The sequence below is a fragment of the Xinfangfangia pollutisoli genome, from assembly GCF_020179405.1.
Lineage (GTDB): Bacteria > Pseudomonadota > Alphaproteobacteria > Rhodobacterales > Rhodobacteraceae > Pseudogemmobacter > Pseudogemmobacter pollutisoli.
The window spans coordinates 1-18,385 of record NZ_JAICBZ010000007.1; the positions used below are offsets into that span (position 1 = coordinate 1).

The window sequence follows — 18,385 nt, forward strand, 5'->3', positions numbered from 1 at the left end:
CTGCCCGTCCCGGCCGCGCCGGGCGGCACCGTCCGGCTGGTGCAGCCCGCCATTCCCCAGGCGCTGAAATGGGACCCCGAGCTTGCGCGCGAGAATTTCGCCACGCTGCTGCGGCTCAGCCGCGACGGTGACGGGCCCGCGCCGGTCGATCTGGTGATCTGGCCCGAAACCGCCCTGCCCTATCTGGTTGAGCCGGGCAGCGATCTGCCCGGGATCATCGCCCAGACGCTGGGCCGCCCCGCCGCGGTGGGCGCGCAGCGCGCCGAGGGGCCGCTGGGCTGGAATTCGCTGCTGCTGATCGGCGCCCAGGGCCAGATCGAGGCGACCTATGACAAGGTCCATCTCGTGCCCTTCGGCGAATATGTGCCCCTGGGCGAGGCCGCTTTCGATCTGTTCGATCTGGGTGCCTTCTCGGCCCGCACGGGTGCGACCTACAGCGCAGGCGCGCCCCCCGCCGATCCGGTCGATTTCGGCCCCCGCCTGGGCCCGGGCCGCGTGCTGATCTGCTACGAGGCGATCTTTCCCGACGAGATCGGCCTCGACGGGCCGCGGCCCGACTGGCTGTTGCAGATCACCAATGACGCCTGGTTCGGCACTTTGACCGGCCCCTATCAGCATTTCGCCCTGACCCGGCTTCGGGCGGTCGAGCAGGGCATGCCGCTGGTGCGCGTCGCCAATACCGGGATCTCGGCCGTGGTCGATGCGCGCGGCCGCATCGCGCAGGATGCCGCAGGCCGCCCGCTGCTGCTGCCGCTGGGCGTTGAGGCCACGCTGGACGCCGCCCTGCCCGGCACCCTGCCCGCCCCGCCCTATGCCCAGATCGGCGATCTGCCGCTTTGGCTTCTGTTGCTGTCCGGTCTCGGCCTCATGGCCCTGCGCCGCGGTCCGCGGCATTGAACGGGCTTATCGCTTGATTCTCGCCCCCGGCCCGCGTAAGCCCGGGGCATAACCGCCACAACGGCTTCCTGGCGTGGCGGGGTTTCATCAACGGAGCACCATCCCCATGAGCCGCAAGAACTACGTTTTCACTTCCGAGTCCGTCTCGGAGGGGCATCCCGACAAGCTGTGCGACCGCGTGTCCGACGCCATTCTGGATGCTTTCCTGACCGAAGAGGCGAATGCCCGCGTCGCCTGCGAAACCTTCGCGACGACCGGCCGGGTGGTCGTCGGCGGCGAAGTGGGCCTGTCCGACAAGAAAGCCCTCAAGGCGATGATGGACCGGGTCGAGGACATCGTCCGCCATTGCGTCAAGGACATCGGCTACGAACAGGACGAGTTCCACTGGAACACCCTGAAAGTGCAGAACTATCTGCACAAGCAATCGGCCCATATCGCGCAGGGCGTCGACAAGGACGGTGCGGGCGATCAGGGCATCATGTTCGGCTACGCCTGCCGCGAGACGGACGAGCTGATGCCGGCGCCGATCCAGTATTCCCATGCCATCCTGCGCCGTCTGGCCGAGGTGCGCAAATCCGGGCAGGAGCCGACGCTGCGGCCCGATGCCAAATCCCAGCTGTCGCTGCGCTATGAAGACGGCAAGCCGGTTGAGGTGACCTCGATCGTGCTGTCGACCCAGCACGCCAGCGAAGACCAGACCTCTGACGACATCCGCGCCATCGTGGAGCCCTATATCCGCGAAGTGCTGCCCCAGGGCTGGCTGACCGAGAAGACCGAATGGTGGGTGAACCCGACCGGCACGTTCGTGATCGGCGGCCCCGATGGCGACGCGGGCCTGACCGGCCGCAAGATCATCGTTGACACCTATGGCGGGGCGGCCCCGCATGGCGGCGGCGCCTTCTCGGGCAAGGACCCGACCAAGGTTGACCGCTCGGCGGCTTACGCCGCGCGCTATCTGGCCAAGAACGTGGTCGCGGCCGGTCTGGCCGACCGCTGCACGCTGCAGGTCAGCTATGCGATCGGTGTGGCCAAGCCCCTGTCGATCTATGTCGACACGCATGGCACCGGCCAGGTCGAGGCCGCGCTGATCGAAAAAGCGGTGATGGACTGCATGGACCTGACGCCGCGCGGCATCCGCACCCATCTGCAGCTGAACAAGCCGATCTACGCCCGCACCGCTGCCTATGGCCATTTCGGCCGCGCGCCGACCGAAGACGGCGGCTTCTCGTGGGAGCGGACCGATCTGGCCGAGGCGCTGAAAAAGGCGGTCTGAGCCGCGCTGTGACCTTCGGAATCGCAAAAGGGCGGGGATTTCCCCGCCCTTTTTACTTGCCTGTCCGGTTTTGCGTCGCCGACGCGGCGAGATGCTTTTCGCACGCGCCTAGGCGGCGCGGGGCCCCGCCTCGTGCCGCAGGATCGCCGCTTCCGAGGCCGACAGGCTGCGGCGGGCGAAGTCGCCATAGCTCATCGGATTGACCTCGATCCCCGGCAGGATCGCCAGCAGCCGGGCGCGGTCCTTGACGTCGACCGTCTCCAGCGCGGTGGCCGAGGGGTGGAAGCTTTCGGTTTCAACCCCATTGGCAAAGACGATGTCATGCCGGTCAAGCAGCAGATGGTGATAGGTCACCTCGCGCAGCATCTTGTCGACCAGCACCGTGGTGTCGTTCACCAGATCCTCGGCCGCGACCAGCACTTCGTCGGTGTTGAACAGGGCCCGCGCCGTGGCACCGCGCACCAGCAGCCGGTGCTGTGGCGAAACCAGCAGATCGGCATCCGGCCGCCCGGTGCCGAAAGCGCCCTCGCGGAAGCGGATCGGCCGCAGATGCGGCATGGCGTAAAGCCGCGCGCCGGTCATCCGGCGGCTGCCGGTCCAGAGGATCTGTTGCGGGCCATTGTCGCGGGTCTGCACCAGATCGCCCTCGCGCAGGCTTTCCACCGCGCACAGGCCCGAAGGCGTCAGGATCCGCGTGCCCGGCGCGAAACAGATCACCCCGCCCGAGGCGCGGCTGCCCGCCGCCCCGCCGGATCGGTCGATCTGGGTGCGCACGATCCACAGATCGCGCCCCTCGGGCGGCACCTCGCCCATAAACATCAGCAGCCGCGCGCCGCTGTCGGGCACCGGCAGAATGGTGACGATATGCGATTTCAGCCCGTCGGTGACGACAAAGCTTTGCTCGGGCGGCTCTTCCGCGGCAAGCGGCGCCATCTCTGGCCGCGCGTCTTCGGCCGAGCCGACGGCAACGCCGATCAGCCGTTGCACCATCCGCGCCGCGCGTCGCCGGATATCCGCCCCGCCCTCGGCCCCTTCCAGAAGCAGAACATCCCCCGGCGCGTCGATGCGCACCGCAGCCCCCGTCCAGCGCCAGGCGGCGCCAACGGTAAGGGCGTCGGGGGACAGGGCCTGAAACCCATCCACTTCCGTCTGTGACCAGGAGATGACGAACGTGGCCCTCAAGCCCGTTCCCATGCCTGTATGCCTGCTCGTTTGTTTTTATTGACGCCGAGGTTAACAGGCGTGCCGCAGGCCCGCTAGGGTCTTGATGCAACAGTGCCGCCGAAACCGCCGGACTGTCGTCAGAAAATCAACGCCAGCGACAGCGAGCCGACCAGTTGCCCCTCGGCCTGGCCTTCGAATTCCTCGGACAGCCAGCTGAGCCCGTAAAAACCCGAGGCGCCGCCCCTGCCCTGCCAGGCCAGCCCGGCCCGCAGCCGGCTGCGGCTGTCCTTCAGCACCGCCGCTTCGCCACCGGGCAGCAGCGCGCTGTCCCAGACATGGGCGATGTCGCCGCCCAGAACCAGGGTGAAACCGGGCGAAGGGTCATCGGCCAGGGCGCGGTAGCGCTGGCCGGTCGTGGCCTCGCGCAGCATCAGCGCGCCTTGGCCATAGCGGCCCAGCGTCAGATCGGCGCCCAGCCGGACATAGGTTTCAAGCCCGGCCTGCGCCTCGACGAAGGGGCGCAGTTCGGCAGCCGTGCCCAGGGGCAGGCTGCGGCCGATCTCGGCCAGCAGCGTGGGATGGACCGCATCGCCGATCTGGCCCGAGGCCGCCTGCGGCGCTGCGGCCCCCAGCAGATCGTGCATGGCGCGCTGGAAATCATCCAGCCCGGTCTGCGGGCCGGTAAAGGCCAGATCCATGCCAAGGCTGGTGTCGAAACCGGCCAGCCGGGCGTGGCTGTGCAGCCCGAAGGACAAGACACCCGCATAACGCCGGTCGCCGGCGGCGGGACGCGACAGATTGGCCGGAGCGATGATCTCGGCCCGGGCGCGAAATTCCAGCAGCTCGCCCAGCGCCGGCGGCAGATCGCCCGACCAGCCACGGCCGCGCAACAGGCTGACCGTATAGGCGCCGGTGCGCCAACGGTCCTGCCCGTCGCCCAGCCCGTCATTGGAAAAGATCCGGCCCCAGCCCAAAAGCTGCATCGGCTCGGCCAGGGCCGGCCCGCCCGTCCCGGCAGCCAAAAGCGCGGCCGCCACCGCCAAAGCCCTGATGATCATCGCGCCCCCGCCCCCTTGCCCGGCCCGTCCGGGCCCAGATCTGCCCGCCGACTGCGGCGCATTTCGGGCGGAAAGCCGGCAGAGGCAAGGGCCGCGCGGCCGAAGCCGCGCGGTCAGGCCCGCCCGGCGCTGGGCGACAGGGTCAGCGGATCCACCCCCAGCGCCTTCAGCGCCAGGGTCCATTTCTCGGCATCGCTGGCGGCAAAGACGATCTCGGGCAGCGCCTCGGCGACCAGCCAGTCATTGCGCAGGATCTCACCCTCCAGCTGGCCCGGCCCCCAGCCGGCATAGCCCAGCGCCAGCAGCGCCTGATCGGGCCCGGCGCCGCGGGCCAGATCTTCCAGCACATCCAGCGTCGCGGTCACCCGGAACCCGCCCGGCACCCGCATCGTCGCCGCCTCGCCGCCCCAATCGGGCGTGTGCAGCACGAAGCCCCGGCCCTTGTCGACCGGGCCACCATAATGCACCCGGATCTCGCGCCCACGGTCGCCGCGGCTGATTCCCAGATGATCCAGCAAGCCGCCGAAGTTCAGATCGGGCGCCGGCTTGTTCACGATCAGCCCCATCGCGCTTTCGGAATCATGCGCGCACATCAGGATGACGCTGCGCGCAAAACGCGGATCGCCCATGCCAGGCATCGCGATCAGGATCTTTCCAGCCAATTCCACGAGTCGGGCCCTCCTGCCCTTTCAGGATGGGGTCGCGGCTCGCAGATCACAAGCGCCGCTGCGGCCATGCGGCCACATCACGCGCGCTCTCGCCGGGAAGTGATTTCCGTTTGGGGCGGCGCCCCCTATCTTGCCGTCATGCTGAACCGCCTTGCCCTTTCGCTTTGCCTGCCGCTTTGCCTCGCCGCCCTGCCCGGGCCCGCCGCCGCCACCACCCAGGACGATGTGCTGGAAGCCGCGGTCCTGACCGGCTGGCAAACGCCTGACGGCACGCAGATGACGGCGCTGCGGCTGCGGCTGGCGCCGGGCTGGAAAACCTATTGGCGCAGCCCCGGCGATGCCGGCATCCCGCCGGAATTCGACTGGAGCGGCTCGCGCAATCTGAAAGCGGTGCAGATCCACTGGCCGGCGCCTTCGGTCTTTCACACCGCCGGCTTCACCACCATCGGCTATCATGACGAATTGGTGCTGCCGGTCGAGATCCGGCCGCGCGACCCGTCCCGGCCCGTCGATCTTGAGGTGACGGTCGATCTGGGCATCTGCCGCGACATCTGCCTGCCGGCCTCGTTGCATCTGACCGCGCGGATCGACCCGCCCGGCGCGCCCGATGCGTCCATTCGCGCGGCCCTGGCGGCGCGGCCGAAAACCGGGCGCGAGGCGGGGCTGGCGGCGATCTCTTGCGGGGTCGAGCCGATTGCCGACGGGCTGCGCCTGACCGCGACGCTGACGCTGCCGCAGCAGGGCGGGGTCGAGACGGTGGCGATCGAGACCGCCGACCGCCGGGTCTGGGTGTCCGAGGCCGAGGCGCTGCGCAAGGGCGGCACGCTGAAGGCGGTGGCCGAACTGGTCCCGCCCCATGCCGCCCCCTTCGCGCTGGACCGCTCGGGCGTGACGGTCACGGTGATCTCGGACAAGGGCGCGATGGAAGTGACGGGCTGCCCCGCCCCCTAAAGCGAGAACCGCGCCCGCACCTGCCCGGCCGACAGATCGGCCTTGGCGCCCGAAATCGCCACCGAGCCGCGGTCAAAGACATAAAGCCTGTCGGCCAGGCCCCATGCGAAATCGAAATACTGCTCGACCAGCACGATCGCCATGCCGCCCCGGTTCTTCAGATGGGTGATGACATGGCCGATCTGCTGAATGATGTTCGGCTGAATGCCCTCGGTCGGCTCGTCCAGAAGCAGCACCTTCGGCCGCATCAGCATCGCCCGCGCGATGGCCAATTGCTGCTGCTGCCCGCCCGACAGATCGCCGCCCCGCCGCCGCAGCATCTGCTTCAGCACCGGGAACAGCTGGTAGATGTCCTCGCTGACCCGCCGCTCGGCCCGAGGCAGCACGGCGAAGGCGGTTTCAAGGTTTTCCTCGACCGTCAGCAGGGGAAAGATCATCCGCCCCTGCGGCACCACCGACAAGCCGCGCCGGGCCATGTCCTGCGCGCGCAGGCGCGGCAGATCGGCCCCCTCAAGCAGCACCTGCCCGCCCGAGCGCGGATGCGTGCCCGCCAGCGCCTTCAGGAAACTGGTCTTGCCCACCCCGTTGGTGCCCATGATGCAGGTCACCTCGCCCGCCTTGGCCAGGAAATCGATCCCGTGCAGGATCTGCGAGCCGCCATAGTGTAGCGTCAGCCCCTTGGTTTCGATCATCAGCCCCGCCCCAGATAGACGTCGATCACGGTCGGATCGCTGGTCACATGGTCCAGCGAGCCTTCGGCCAGGACCGATCCCTCATGCAGCACGGTGACCTTGCAGTTCAGCCGGCGCACGAAATCCATATCGTGTTCCACCACCACCACGGCGCGGGTCCTGGCCATTTCCACCAGCATCGCGGTCGTATGTTCACGCTCGACCCCGGTCATGCCGGCCGCCGGCTCGTCAACCAGCAGAAGCCGCGGCTCTTGTGCCAGAAGCATTGCGATTTCCAGCCATTGCTTCTGGCCATGCGACAGCTCGCCCGCCTTGCGCGCCAGATGATCGCTCAGCCCCACTTCCCGCGCCAGATCCAGCACCCGGTCGCGGCCCGGCCCCGACAGCGCAAAGCGCAGGGCGGCCAGCGGCCCGCGCGGCGATTTCAGCGCCAGAACCAGGTTTTCGGCCACGCTCTGGTCTTCGAAGACGGTCGGGCGCTGGAACTTGCGGCCGATGCCGGCGCGGGCGATCTGCGCCTCGGACAGGGACAGAAGCGAGACGGATTTCTCGCCCCACAGGACCTTGCCCGTGTCGGGCTTGGTCTTGCCGGTGACGATATCCATGAAGGTGGTTTTGCCCGCGCCATTCGGCCCGATCACCGCGCGCATCTCGGCCGGGCCGATGGTGAAGGACAGGTTGTTGATGGCGCGGAACCCGTCGAAGGTGACAGAGACGCCGGACACTTCCAGAAGCGCGCTCATTCCTGCGCCTCGCGTTCCTGCAGCGCCCCGTCATCGGGGCCAAGGGGGGCGCCCTTGCGGTCGGGGGTGCGGATCTTCTGCGCCATGTCGACCAGCCCGCCCAGACCCTTGGGCGCGAACAGCGTGACCAGCACGAAGGCCAGGCCCAGAAGCACCTGCCACCAGTCGACCCAGTTGACGGTATAGAAGCCTAAGGGGATCGAGGGCGCCCGGCCGCCGGTGAACCACGACGACAGAAGCGAGACGAAGACCGCCCCCAGGACGGCGCCATAGAGCCGCCCCCGCCCGCCGATGGCGACCCAGACGGCAAGGTAGATCGAGGCGATGGGCGCCAGCTCTGCGGGGTTGATGATGCCGGCCTGCGGGTAATACAGCGCGCCGGCCAGCCCGCAGAGAACCGCCGTGCCGGTGAAGACGAAGATCTTGTAGGCCTCGACCGGGTAGCCCAGAAAGCGCACCCGCGCCTCGTCATCGCGGATCGCCCGCAGGACCGAGCCGAACTTGCCCGAAAGCGCCCAGGCGAGCAGAAGGTAGGTCAGCGCCAGGGCCGCGGCCGAGGCCCAGAAGAACCACAGCGACAGGCGGTCCTGGCCGATCTGGGCGGCGCCGGGCAGGTTCTGCAGGCCCGACAGCCCGTTGTTGCCGCGCAACCCGCTGTCATTCTGGAACAGGTACAGCGACAGGGCCAGCGTCATCGCCTGGGTCAGGATCGACAGGTAAACCCCGGTCACGCGCGAGCGGAACGCCAGCCAGCCGAACAGGAAGGCCAGAAGGCCGGGCACCAGCACCACCAGCGCCAGCTGCGCAGGCAGGGAATGGGCGAAAGACCAGATCGCCGGCATCTCGGACGACCCGACCACGCCGAAGATCTGCGTGGCCACGCCCTGCGCGACTTCGGCCGCGGTGGGCGGGATCGGCGTGCCGGCCAGCGAGGTGAGGACGATTTCCTCGGTCCGCGCATACATCAGCCATTGGCCGATCATGTAGCCGCCCAGCGCGAAGAAGGCCATGTGGCCCAAGGACAGGATGCCGGTATAGCCCCAGACCACATCCATCGCCAAGGCGACCAGGCACAGGCACAGGGTCTTGCCCAGGGTCTTGATGAACGAGGTCGAAATCACCTCGGCCCCCAGTGCCGGCGACAGGACCGTCACCAGCGCGGTGAACCCGATCAGGATCGCGAGGAACCAGAAGACCGAAGGGTTGCGGGCGAGGAAGGAGCGCGGCGCGAGGGCGGCCGATCCCGGGGGCTCTGCCCCCTCGCCACCGGATCCTCGAACCGGTGGCGGACCGGATGGCTCGCCCCCGGGATATTTATCGACAGATGAAAGGGCGGTCATGGGATCAGTCTCCTGCCGCGCGGCCTTTTAGGGCGATGATGCCCCTGGGCCGGACCTGGATGAACAGGATGATGAACAGGATCATGTAGGTCTGGGCGGCCAGCGTGTTCGAGGGGTTCAGGAATTCGATCAGCTTCTGCAGCGTGCCGATCATCGTGGCGCCCGCCAGCGTGCCCCAGATATTGCCGACGCCGCCGACCACCACGGTCATGAAGCTTTGCACGATATAGTCGGAGCCCAGTTCCGAAGTGACCTTGGCGAAAAGGCCGATGGCGACGCCGGCAATGCCCGCGATACCGGATCCGATGCCGAAGGTCAGCATGTTGATCCGGTCGGGGTTGATGCCCATGGACGCCGCCATGGCCGGGTTCTGGGTGACCGCCCGCACCTCCAGCCCCAGGCGGGTGCGTTTCATCAGCCACAGGAAGAAGCCCAGGAACAGCAGCGCCAGCACGAAGATCGCGATGCGGATATAGCTGATGCCGATCACGTCATTGACCACCCAGGCCCCGTCCAGCCAGGCGGGCGCCGTCAGCGGGCGGGCCTGGGTGCCGAAGATGTTCTTGAAGATCTGCTGCAGCGCGATCGAGATGCCGAAGGTCGCCAGCAGCGTCTCCAGCGGGCGCTTGTACAGGTGGCGGATCACCAGCCGCTCGATCGCGACGCCGGCGCCGAAGGTCAGCGCGAAGGCCAAAGGCAGCGCGATCAAGATCGACAGGGTCAGGTCGGGCACCCACAATTGCACGACATAGCCGGTATAGGCGCCCATGGTGATGAACTCGCCATGCGCCATGTTGATCACCCCCATCACGCCAAAGGTGATGGCCAGGCCGATGGCGGCCAGGAAGTAGATCGAGGCCAAGGACAGCGCGTCCAGCCCCAGATCGACCGCCTGCATCGCCCCGACCTTCAGCCCGATCTCATGCAGGGCGCGGGTGGCGGCCGCGGTCACGGCGGGGTCGGGCTCGGCATAGATCTCATAGACCGGGTTGGCGGCCAGGGCGGCGGTCACCTCGTCATCGGTCGCGGCGGTGGGCACGGTTCCGGCCTGTTCCAGCGCGGTATAGGCACGGTCGCGGGCGGCCTGGCTGGACAGATCGGCCACCGGCACGCCGCCGACCTTGCCCTCGGCGATATGGGCGGCCAGCGCGGTCTTCTGGTCCTCGGGGCGCAGCCGCGCCGGCGCAAGCCCCGCATCGACCAGCACGGCATAGGCCTCGGCTTCGGAAATGTCGCCGCCCGGGGTCAGCGTGCGGGCGACATTGGCGCCTTCGGGCGGGATCGGCCCGGCGGCGCGTTTGGTGGCGACCAGAGGCGACAGCGCGGCGCGCAGGTCCAGGCCCGCATCGGCGCCGAAGCCTTCAATCGCGGCCACGCGCGCCGCGCTGTCGGGATCGAAGCGCAGGGTCAGAAGCCGTTCAAGCCGAAGTTTCCGGGCCTTCAGCACCGGGTCGGGCTCGGTCTCGACCGCGGCGCGCAGCGGATCCAGGCTTTCGGCCTTGGGATCGGCGGCGATCGATTCCAGCGCGGCGGCGCGGCGGGCCGGGTCGGGATCGGACAGGGTGAAGGCGACCAGGGCCGAAGCGATCAGCCCGCGCACCCCGGCATTGGGTTTCAATTCGGTGATCTCGGATGTCGCGGAGGTGCCCGCGGGGGCGCCGGTCAGATCGGTCAGCGCATAGCCGGCCGGATCGGGCGCCAGCAGGAAGAAGGCGCCATCGGATTTGCGCCGGCCCAACCCCTTGCTGCCCCAGGCCTGCAAGAAAGGCGCGGCCATCGGGTCGCCGCTGGCGGCCAGCGCGTCGATCACCGGGCCGATCGTGGTGCGCGAGGGCTTTTCGATCGCGGCGGCATGGGCGGCGGCGATCTGGGCCAGCGACTCGGCACGGGCGGGGGCCAGCGCAAGGCAGAGGCAAAGGGCCGCACAAAGCGACAGAAGGGTCAGGCGCATCGCTGATCCGGCTTGGGGAAAGGGGGGCGGCCGCAGGCGCGGGGCCTGCGGCCGGTATCAGCCTAGTAGTTCGAGGTCAGCTGCACGCAGGTCTTGGTCTGCGTGTTGTACATGCCGCATTTCAGATCCTTCCAGTCCGACTCCAGCACCGCGGATTCGGGCAGGAAATCGGTCCAGGCATCGCCCGGCACCGGCTCGGTCTGGCTGATGATGTCGAACTGCCCGTCGGCGCGGATCTCGCCGATCAGCACGGGCTTGGTCAGATGGTGGTTCGGCAGAAGTTCCGCCACACCGCCGGTCAGATTGGGGAACTTCTGCCCGATCAGCGCATCCAGCACCGGATCCACCTCGACCGTGCCCGCCGCGGTGACCGCATTCACCCACATGTTGAAGCCGATGTAATGCGCCTCCATCGGGTCATTGGTGACGCGCTTGTCATTGCCGATATATTTGTGCCACTCGGCGATGAAGGTCTTGTTTTCAGGCGTATCGGCACTTTCGAAATAGTTCCAGGCCGCCAGATGGCCGACCAGGTTCGAGGTATCAAGGCCCGACAATTCCTCTTCCCCGACCGAAAAGGCCACGACCGGCAGCTTGTCGGCCGTGACGCCCGCCGCCGCCAATTCCTTGTAAAAGCCGATATTCGCATCGCCGTTGATGGTCGAGATCACGCCGACCTTCTTGCCATCGGCGCCCAGTGCCACCACGTCGGCCACGATCTTCGACCAGTCCGAATGGCCGAAGGGGGTATAGTTGACGAAGATGTCTTCGGCCGCGATGCCCTTGGACTTGAGGTAGGCCTCAAGGATGTTGTTCGTGGTGCGCGGATAGACGTAATCGGTGCCCAGAAGCGCGAATTTCTGGATGCCCAGCTCTTCCAGGAAGTAATCGGTGGCCGGGATCGCCTGCTGGTTCGGCGCGGCGCCGGTGTAGATCACGTTCTTCGAGCTTTCTTCGCCCTCATATTGCACCGGATAGAACAGAAGCCCGTTCAGCTCTTCGATCACCGGCAGCACCGACTTGCGGCTGACCGAGGTCCAGCAGCCGAACATGCAGGCCACTTTCTGCACCGTCAGCAATTCGCGCGCCTTTTCGGCGAACAAGGGCCAGTCCGAGGCCGGATCGACCACGACCGCTTCCAGCTGCTTGCCCAGAACCCCGCCCTTGGCGTTCTGCGCCTCGATCAGCATCAGCATCGTGTCTTTCAGCGTGGTTTCCGAAATCGCCATCGTGCCCGACAGCGAATGCAGGATCCCGATCTTGATCGTGTCCGATTGCGCGGCGGCGATCCGCGGCGCCAGAAGCGGGGCGGCAAAAGCCGCGGCACTGGAAGCAAGCAGTTTGCGTCTGGTCAGATTCATGCAATTTCCCCCTTGTTGTCCGCCCGTCCCGGGCTGGCGCTGTCACCGCGCCTTGGCCGGATCTGTCGGTGTCTTGTTGCGCGGCCCGTCCGGTCTGGCCCAGGGCCACAGGGCCGGGTCCAGGGCGCGGGTGCAGAGAGCCCGGGCTCTCCAAGGGTGATCAGGCGGGCAGCGGGTCCTTGCGACAAGCATGGCGGGATCGGGGGCCGGGGGCGCCCGACCCGGCCGGGCCAATCCGCCCAAAAGCCGGGCAGCGGCCTGCCGCCTGCTGCATTTGCATGCACAGGCGGAAAGTCGGTCCGGGCGTCAGGGGGACGATCTGGTCGCGATCAGGGCGCGAAGCGGCGGAATCGGGCCGCCCTGCGCGGCGGGACGGCGCTGGCGCTAGCGCCGGCGCAGCGCCAGGGCCAGGCTGGGCGTGGTCGCAGGATCCCCGGGCATCGAGACATAGGGGACCGTCTGTTCCAGCAGATCGGCCGGCTCTGCCGCCAAGGCCTGGGCAAAGCCGCCCTGCCACAGCGTTTCCTTGACCGTCAGCACCAGAACCCCACCGGGGCGGGTGATGCGCATCAGTTCGGGCAGCGCCTCGGCGCCGACATGGCCGGTGGTGAAGACCCCGGTCGAGATCACCGCGGCGAACTGCCCGTCGGCGAAGGGCAGGGTCTCGCCCAGGACGGCCCGGGTCAGGCGGGCATAGGCGCCCTTGCGCGCGGCCATGGCCAGCATGCCTTCGGAAATGTCGATCCCCTCGACCTCGGGCCAGCCCAGAAGGCCGAACCAGCTGCCGGTCAGCCCGGTGCCCACCCCGGCATCCAGGATCGGCGCCGCGCCGCGCGGCAGATGCCGCGCCATCAGCGCCAGCCCAATGGCCGGATGGCGATAGCCGTTGCGGGCCATTTCCGCGTCATAGGTCTCGGCCCAGGCGTCATAGGCTGCTGCCACCTGTTCGGGCGCCGAGGCCCCGTAGACCGCCCCAAGATGCCCGTCATGCTGCGCCATCATCGCTCTCCCTATGCGTCGCGGCTTCACCGTAGCCAAATGCGCAGCTATGTGGAACCTTCCGTCGAAAGCTGGAGGCCAGAATGACAGACGACACCCTCATCGCCGGGCTGCGGCAGGATCTTGCGGTGCTGGCGGCCGAACAGGGGCCGGCGGAACGGATGGGCGGGCTGACGAACCGGGTCTACCGGATCGGCCGGCTGGTGCTGCGTCTGCCCGGCGCCGGGACCGAGACCTATATCAACCGCGCGGATGAGGCGGTGGCGGCCCGTGCCGCCGCCGAAGCCGGGGTCAGCCCCGAGGTGCTGCATGTCGACCCGGCCACGGGCATCCTGGTGACGCGTTATATCGACGGGGCCGCGACCATGTCGCCCCAGGCCTTCCGCGCCCGCCCCGGCAGTGCCGCCCGCGCGGGCCAGGCCTTTGCCCGTCTGCACCGCTCGGGCGCGGTCTTCCCGGCCCGGTTCGAGCTGTTTGCGATGATCGACGACTATCTGGGGCTGCTGGCCGGCACGGATGTGGCCCTGCCCGAAGGCTATCACGCCGTCCTGGCCGAGGCCGAGGCGGTGCGCCGCGCGCTGGCCGCCGCCCCCGCGCCGCTGGCGCCCTGCCATTGCGACCCTTTATGCGAGAATTTCCTCGATGCCGGCGACCGGATGTGGATCGTCGACTGGGAATATTGCGGGATGAACGACCCGATGTGGGATCTGGGCGATCTGTCGGTGGAAGGCGAATTCGACGCCGGCCAGGAAGACGAGATGCTGCAGGCCTATTTCGGCGGTCCGGCCCCGGCGGAAGACCGGGCGCGGATGGTGATCTACAAGGCGATGTGCGATCTTCTGTGGACGCTGTGGGGGCTGATCCAGCTGGCGAATGACAACCCCGCCGACGATTTCCGCGCCTATGCCGACACCCGCTTTGCCCGCTGCAAGGCGCTGATGGCCCGGCCCGATTTCGTCCAGGCGCTGGGCCTTCTGACGCGCTGACCGGCGCGTCGAACCCCTGGCACCGCCCGCGCCCATTGCCCGCCCCGCCCCAATCGGGCACAAGGGCGGCATGCGCGGTCATTTCGCCATAGCCTGCAGCGCGGCCCTGTTCCCGCTGCTGATCGGAACCAGGGCACGCCATGTGTCCGGGTTGTCCGTGCGCTGACCGCCGGGCAACCCCAGACCATTCCCGTTCCATTCACAGAACCGGCACCCTGAGGGGCGCCGAGGGATAGGCCATGACACTCTGGACCGACCTGGCCCGCGCCTCGACCGAGGCGGGCGACGACATTCTTTTGCGCCGACGCGGCGAGATCTACGAAATCACCTTCAACGGCATCGAGCTGATGTCCAACCTGATGTGGCGCTCGGAAGCGGTGCTGGCCCAGCGCACGCTGCGGCCGCTGGCCTGGGCGCCGCGGCCGCGCATCCTGATCGGCGGGCTGGGCATGGGCTTTACCCTGCGCGCCGCGCTGGATCTGCTGGGCCCCGATGCGCGGATCACGGTCTGCGAGCTGATCCCGGCGATCGCCGCCTGGAACCGCGGCATCCTGGCGCCCCTGGCGGGGCATGCGCTGCAGGATCCGCGGGTGGACCTGCAGGTCACGGATGTGATGGACCTGTTCGCCCCGGGCGCGCCGCGTTTTGACGCGATCCTGATGGACACGGACAATGGGCCGGATCTGCTGGTGCGCCAGGACAATGGCCAGCTTTACGCCGAGTCCGGCCTGAACGCGGTCCGCCGCGCGCTGCGCCCGGGCGGGATCGCGGCCTTCTGGTCGGCCAAGATCTCGGACCCGTTCGAGGCGCGGCTTGACGAACAGGGGTGGGACTGGCGGCGCGAGGATGTGCTGCTGCCCGGCGGGCGGGCCGATGCCTTCCATTATATCTATATCGCCACCCCGGCCGAGACCGCGGCGCTGGAAGATTTGCCGGCGGCCCCCGCCCCCGGCCTTCCGCCGCGCCGCGGCCCGCAGCCTGGCGCCGGTCTTGCGGCCCTTTGATCGGGTCATGAAAAAAGGCGGAGGCATCGCGCCTCCGCCTTCGCGACCTGCGGTCGTCAGGTCTTACTTCTTGGTGATGCGCCCGTCGGTATAGGGCGCATAGCTGCCCGAGGCGGCCAGGAATTCGGCCACGACATCGGCCAGATCGGGGCCGAAATCATAGGCCTTCGGCGCGTCGACGAACATCTTGAACCCGTCGCCGCCATTGCGGACATAGTTGTTCGTCACCACGAGATAGGTCTTCGCCGGGTCGATCGGCACCCATTGATCGCCCTCGGCCACCAGCACATCCGACACGCGGCTGCCGGCGGGCTGGCTGATGTCGAATGTGTATTTCATCCCGGCCACCTGCAGGAAGCGGCCGGCCTTTTCCTCATACTGGCTGACGCCGTTTTCCAGCGCGTCGATCAGGGTCTGGCCGGTGGTTTCGAACGTGGCGAGCGTGTTCTGGAACGGCAGAACCGTCAGCACCTCGCCCATCGTCACCTCGCCCGCGTCGATCGAGGCGCGAAGCCCGCCCGAATTCGCCAGGCTGATCGTCACGCCCTGATCCTTGACCCGCGCCAGCTGCGCATCGGCGACCAGATTGCCCATGGTGCATTCGACCTGGCGGCAGACATCGCGATTGCCGTCGATCTCGGCCGAAGTATCGGCCACCACCTTGTTGCGGATCTCGTCCAGGGGCTTGGCCAGTTCGGCGATCCGCGCCAGCGTGTCGCTGTCTTCGGCAACGGCCTTGTCCATGATCAAGGGCTCGCCCGAGGCGCTGGTGATCTTGCCCGCATCGTCGAAGACCACGTTCAACTCGCCCAGGAACTTGCCATAGGCATAGGCCTGCACGATGGCGGTATCGCCGACCATGGTCGGATAGGGGCCGACCGCGTCTTCCGAGACATTCGACAGATAGGTGTTGTCATGGCCGCCCACGATCACATCGACGCCCGTGGTCTCGGCCGCGACCTTCTTGTCGACCACATAGCCCGAATGCGACAGGACGATGATCTTGGTCACGCCTTCGGCGGTCAGCTTGTCCACCTCGCCCTGCACGGCCTGGGCGGGATCGGTGAAGATGACATTCTTGCCGGGGCTGGCGATTTCCGGCGTGTCCAGCGGCGTCAGCCCGATCAGGCCGATCTTCTCGCCGCCCTTCTCGATCACCGTCGACTTGGCGATCTTGTCCTTCAGCGCCGGCTCCATGCTGACATCGGCATTCGACATCAGCACCGGAAAGCCCACGGCGTCGATGAAGCCCGCCAGAACCTCGGGCCCGTCGTCGAATTCGTGATTGCCCACGGTCATCGCGTCATAGCCAAGCTTGGTCATGAACTCGGCCGTCATCTTGCCCTTGTAATAGGTGTAGAACAGCGTGCCCTGGAACTGGTCGCCGCCATCGACAAGGATCGAATTCTCGGCCCGCGCCCGCGCCTCGGCCAGGGCGGTCACCAGCCGGGCCGAGCCACCGAAACAGTCGCCCGCCGTATTGTCCTCGGGCGCGCAGGGACCATCGTATTTCGAGATCGGCTCATACCGGTCATGGAAATCGTTGGTGTGCAGGATCGTCAGCTTGAACTCGGCCGAGGCGGCGCCGGCGCCAAGCGCCAGAACGGCGGCCGTGGCCAGAAATCTGCGATACATGGGGACCTCCTTGTTGATCGACTGCGTTACATTGCTGTTACGAACCGGCCCGAGTCAAAGCCCGATGCGCCCTGCCTGCCTGCAAGGCATGAAACCCGCATGACAGGGTGCGGCCATCGCGGGGCCCGCCATTGACCGGCGCGCCGTTCCGGTGCATGGGTCGGGCATGCTGATCTTCAAGATCTTCCGCCGCCCCGAATGGGATGCGTTCCGTGCCGCGGGCGAAACCGCCGGCGCGCCGGTCGATCTGGCCGATGGCTTCATCCATTTCTCGACCGCGACCCAGGTCGCGGAAACGGCGGCGAAATGGTTCGCGACCGAAAGCGATCTGGTGCTGGTGGCCTTCCGGGCCGAGGATCTGGGCCCGGCGCTGAAATGGGAAGCCTCGCGCGGAGGGGCGCTGTTTCCGCATCTTTACCGCCGGCTCCGCCTGTCGGAAGTGGTCTGGGACAAGTCGCTGCCTTTGGGCGCGACCGGGCACATCTTTCCCGAAGGCGTGGTCTGACGTGGTCCGCAAGGACATCTGAAAGGATAAGGGCATGAGCCTGATCGAAAGCCTAGGCCTGGCCGCGCTGCGCCGGATCGACGCGGAAACCGCGCATGGCCTGGCGCTGAAGGCCTTGCGCAGCGGGCTGGCGCCGCTGCCGGGGCCGGTCACCTCGGCCCGGCTGGAATGCGATCTGGCCGGGATGGCGCTTCTGAACCCGGTCGGGCTGGCCGCGGGCTTCGACAAGAACGCCACCGCTTTGGCGCAGCTGACCCGCGCGGGCTTTGGCTTCATCGAGGTCGGCGCCGCGACGCCCCTGCCGCAAGAGGGCAATCCCCGGCCACGCCTGTGGCGGCTGGTCGAGGATCGGGCGGCGATCAACCGCTTTGGCTTCAACAATGAGGGGATGGAGCCGATCGCCGCGCGGCTTGCGGCGCGCAAGCCCGGCCCCGTGCCGGTCGGGCTGAATCTGGGCGCGAACAAGACATCCGAGAACCGCGCCGCCGATTTCGCCCGCGTGCTGACGCGCTGCGGCCCGCATGTGGATTTCGCCACGGTCAATGTCTCGTCGCCGAATACCGAAAAACTGCGCGACCTGCAGGGTCCGGCGGCGCTGGCCGCGCTGTTGCAGGGCGTGATGGAGGCACGCGCCGCCCTGCCCCGCCCGATCCCGGTTTTTCTGAAGATCGCGCCCGATCTGACCGGCGACGACTTGGCGCAGATCGCCGAGGTGGCGCTGACATCGGGCGTCTCGGGCATCATCGCCACCAACACCACCCTGTCGCGCGACGGGCTGCAAAGCCCGCATCGGGGCCAGCAGGGCGGATTGTCGGGCGCGCCGCTGTTCGAGCGGTCGACCCGGGTGCTGGCGCGGCTGAGCCAATTGACCGAGGGCCGGCTGCCGCTGGTGGGCGTGGGCGGGATCTCCTCGGCCGAAGAGGCCTATGCCAAGATCCGCGCCGGCGCTTCGGCGGTGCAGCTTTATACCGCGATGGTCTATCAGGGGCTGAGCCTGGCGCCGACGATCGCGAAAGGCCTGGACGCGCTGCTGCTGCGCGACGGCTATGCCACGATCGGCGCCGCGATCGGCACCGACCGGGCGCGCTGGCTGTAACCCGCCGGGGGCCGGCCCCCGGACCCCCGGGATATTTCTGGACAGATGAAAGCCGCCGGCCC

17 protein-coding genes and 1 riboswitch are annotated in these 18,385 nt (G+C 67.9%); of the genes, 7 read left to right on the forward strand and 10 right to left on the reverse strand.

Annotated features, from left to right (window positions below):
- Together lnt and metK are read left to right on the forward strand one after the other, a co-directional pair.
- Window positions 1-897, forward strand: an 897-nt coding sequence (lnt, locus tag K1Y73_RS04425) for an apolipoprotein N-acyltransferase (RefSeq protein WP_225026760.1), incomplete at its 5' end; no start/stop codon positions are given.
- 49 nt (window positions 898-946) lie between these two features.
- Window positions 947-995, forward strand: a riboswitch (SAM-SAH riboswitch).
- 8 nt (window positions 996-1,003) lie between these two features.
- Complete coding sequence (metK, locus tag K1Y73_RS04430) at window positions 1,004-2,170, forward strand: methionine adenosyltransferase (RefSeq protein ID WP_225026761.1); 1,167 nt, start codon at window positions 1,004-1,006, stop codon at window positions 2,168-2,170.
- Window positions 2,171-2,278: 108 nt separating this feature from the next.
- Here the strand turns inward: metK and K1Y73_RS04435 are convergent, their stop codons facing one another.
- The 3 genes from K1Y73_RS04435 to K1Y73_RS04445 form a co-directional block, all read right to left on the reverse strand.
- Window positions 2,279-3,364, reverse strand: coding sequence for a Hint domain-containing protein (locus K1Y73_RS04435; RefSeq protein ID WP_225026762.1), 1,086 nt, complete (start codon window positions 3,362-3,364; stop codon window positions 2,279-2,281).
- A gap of 107 nt (window positions 3,365-3,471) precedes the next feature.
- Window positions 3,472-4,392: a lipid A-modifier LpxR family protein gene (locus K1Y73_RS04440; protein WP_225026763.1), complete on the reverse strand. Its 921-nt coding sequence runs from the start codon at window positions 4,390-4,392 to the stop codon at window positions 3,472-3,474.
- 113 nt (window positions 4,393-4,505) lie between these two features.
- Window positions 4,506-5,030, reverse strand: a complete 525-nt coding sequence (locus tag K1Y73_RS04445; RefSeq protein ID WP_263626515.1) for a YqgE/AlgH family protein — start codon at window positions 5,028-5,030, stop codon at window positions 4,506-4,508.
- Between the two features lie 168 nt (window positions 5,031-5,198).
- Here K1Y73_RS04445 and K1Y73_RS04450 point away from each other — a divergent pair, with 168 nt between their 5' ends.
- Window positions 5,199-6,011 (forward strand): protein-disulfide reductase DsbD domain-containing protein, encoded by an 813-nt coding sequence (locus K1Y73_RS04450; protein WP_225026766.1) that lies wholly within the window; start codon window positions 5,199-5,201, stop codon window positions 6,009-6,011.
- Here K1Y73_RS04450 and urtE read toward each other — a convergent pair.
- From urtE to K1Y73_RS04480, 6 genes are all read right to left on the reverse strand, one after another.
- Window positions 6,008-6,703, reverse strand: coding sequence for an urea ABC transporter ATP-binding subunit UrtE (gene urtE / locus K1Y73_RS04455; RefSeq protein WP_225026768.1), 696 nt, complete (start codon window positions 6,701-6,703; stop codon window positions 6,008-6,010). The genes K1Y73_RS04450 and urtE overlap by 4 nt on opposite strands.
- Window positions 6,703-7,446: an urea ABC transporter ATP-binding protein UrtD gene (gene urtD, locus K1Y73_RS04460; RefSeq protein ID WP_225026769.1), complete on the reverse strand. Its 744-nt coding sequence runs from the start codon at window positions 7,444-7,446 to the stop codon at window positions 6,703-6,705. Before urtD ends, urtE begins: the two co-directional genes overlap by 1 nt.
- Complete coding sequence (gene urtC, locus K1Y73_RS04465; RefSeq protein ID WP_225026772.1) at window positions 7,443-8,786, reverse strand: urea ABC transporter permease subunit UrtC; 1,344 nt, start codon at window positions 8,784-8,786, stop codon at window positions 7,443-7,445. The genes urtD and urtC overlap by 4 nt, the downstream gene beginning before the upstream one ends.
- Window positions 8,787-8,790: 4 nt before the next feature.
- Entirely contained in the window at window positions 8,791-10,737 is a 1,947-nt protein-coding gene (urtB, locus tag K1Y73_RS04470; protein WP_225026773.1) for an urea ABC transporter permease subunit UrtB, read from the reverse strand.
- 62 nt (window positions 10,738-10,799) lie between these two features.
- Entirely contained in the window at window positions 10,800-12,098 is a 1,299-nt protein-coding gene (urtA, locus tag K1Y73_RS04475) for an urea ABC transporter substrate-binding protein (protein WP_225026775.1), read from the reverse strand.
- A gap of 384 nt (window positions 12,099-12,482) precedes the next feature.
- Window positions 12,483-13,097, reverse strand: a complete 615-nt coding sequence (locus K1Y73_RS04480; protein ID WP_225026776.1) for a class I SAM-dependent DNA methyltransferase — start codon at window positions 13,095-13,097, stop codon at window positions 12,483-12,485.
- An 83-nt stretch (window positions 13,098-13,180) separates the two neighbouring features.
- Between K1Y73_RS04480 and K1Y73_RS04485 the strand changes: the two genes are divergently transcribed.
- Window positions 13,181-14,083 carry a choline kinase family protein gene (locus tag K1Y73_RS04485; RefSeq protein WP_225026777.1) on the forward strand — a complete coding sequence of 301 codons (903 nt, stop codon included), beginning with the start codon at window positions 13,181-13,183 and terminating at the stop codon, window positions 14,081-14,083.
- Between the two features lie 239 nt (window positions 14,084-14,322).
- The gene (locus K1Y73_RS04490; RefSeq protein WP_225026778.1) at window positions 14,323-15,087 is read left to right on the forward strand and encodes a spermidine synthase family protein; all 765 of its coding nucleotides are present in this window, start codon (window positions 14,323-14,325) and stop codon (window positions 15,085-15,087) included.
- A gap of 63 nt (window positions 15,088-15,150) precedes the next feature.
- Here K1Y73_RS04490 and K1Y73_RS04495 read toward each other — a convergent pair whose 3' ends face one another.
- Entirely contained in the window at window positions 15,151-16,722 is a 1,572-nt protein-coding gene (locus tag K1Y73_RS04495) for a bifunctional metallophosphatase/5'-nucleotidase (protein WP_225026779.1), read from the reverse strand.
- 166 nt (window positions 16,723-16,888) lie between these two features.
- On the opposite strand from K1Y73_RS04495, the gene K1Y73_RS04500 reads away from it, so the two are divergent.
- Window positions 16,889-17,227, forward strand: coding sequence for a DUF952 domain-containing protein (locus tag K1Y73_RS04500; protein ID WP_225026780.1), 339 nt, complete (start codon window positions 16,889-16,891; stop codon window positions 17,225-17,227).
- A 34-nt stretch (window positions 17,228-17,261) separates the two neighbouring features.
- Window positions 17,262-18,323, forward strand: a complete 1,062-nt coding sequence (locus tag K1Y73_RS04505; RefSeq protein ID WP_225026781.1) for a quinone-dependent dihydroorotate dehydrogenase — start codon at window positions 17,262-17,264, stop codon at window positions 18,321-18,323.
- Window positions 18,324-18,385 lie beyond the last annotated feature (62 nt).

Bases quoted from the DNA above. Each gene is read 5' to 3' on its own strand.
- K1Y73_RS04485 (WP_225026777.1), top strand. From the start codon at position 13,181: ATGACAGACGACACCCTCATCGCCGGGCTGCGGCAGGATCTTGCGGTG.
- K1Y73_RS04435 (WP_225026762.1), bottom strand. From the start codon at position 3,364: ATGGGAACGGGCTTGAGGGCCACGTTCGTCATCTCCTGGTCACAGACG.
- K1Y73_RS04440 (WP_225026763.1), bottom strand. From the start codon at position 4,392: ATGATCATCAGGGCTTTGGCGGTGGCGGCCGCGCTTTTGGCTGCCGGG.
- urtE (WP_225026768.1), bottom strand. From the start codon at position 6,703: ATGATCGAAACCAAGGGGCTGACGCTACACTATGGCGGCTCGCAGATC.
- K1Y73_RS04505 (WP_225026781.1), top strand. From the start codon at position 17,262: ATGAGCCTGATCGAAAGCCTAGGCCTGGCCGCGCTGCGCCGGATCGAC.
- K1Y73_RS04500 (WP_225026780.1), top strand. From the start codon at position 16,889: ATGCTGATCTTCAAGATCTTCCGCCGCCCCGAATGGGATGCGTTCCGT.
- metK (WP_225026761.1), top strand. From the start codon at position 1,004: ATGAGCCGCAAGAACTACGTTTTCACTTCCGAGTCCGTCTCGGAGGGG.
- urtB (WP_225026773.1), bottom strand. From the start codon at position 10,737: ATGCGCCTGACCCTTCTGTCGCTTTGTGCGGCCCTTTGCCTCTGCCTT.
- urtD (WP_225026769.1), bottom strand. From the start codon at position 7,446: ATGAGCGCGCTTCTGGAAGTGTCCGGCGTCTCTGTCACCTTCGACGGG.
- urtC (WP_225026772.1), bottom strand. From the start codon at position 8,786: ATGACCGCCCTTTCATCTGTCGATAAATATCCCGGGGGCGAGCCATCC.
- K1Y73_RS04480 (WP_225026776.1), bottom strand. From the start codon at position 13,097: ATGGCGCAGCATGACGGGCATCTTGGGGCGGTCTACGGGGCCTCGGCG.
- urtA (WP_225026775.1), bottom strand. From the start codon at position 12,098: ATGAATCTGACCAGACGCAAACTGCTTGCTTCCAGTGCCGCGGCTTTT.
- K1Y73_RS04445 (WP_263626515.1), bottom strand. From the start codon at position 5,030: ATGCCTGGCATGGGCGATCCGCGTTTTGCGCGCAGCGTCATCCTGATG.
- K1Y73_RS04495 (WP_225026779.1), bottom strand. From the start codon at position 16,722: ATGTATCGCAGATTTCTGGCCACGGCCGCCGTTCTGGCGCTTGGCGCC.
- K1Y73_RS04490 (WP_225026778.1), top strand. From the start codon at position 14,323: ATGACACTCTGGACCGACCTGGCCCGCGCCTCGACCGAGGCGGGCGAC.
- K1Y73_RS04450 (WP_225026766.1), top strand. From the start codon at position 5,199: ATGCTGAACCGCCTTGCCCTTTCGCTTTGCCTGCCGCTTTGCCTCGCC.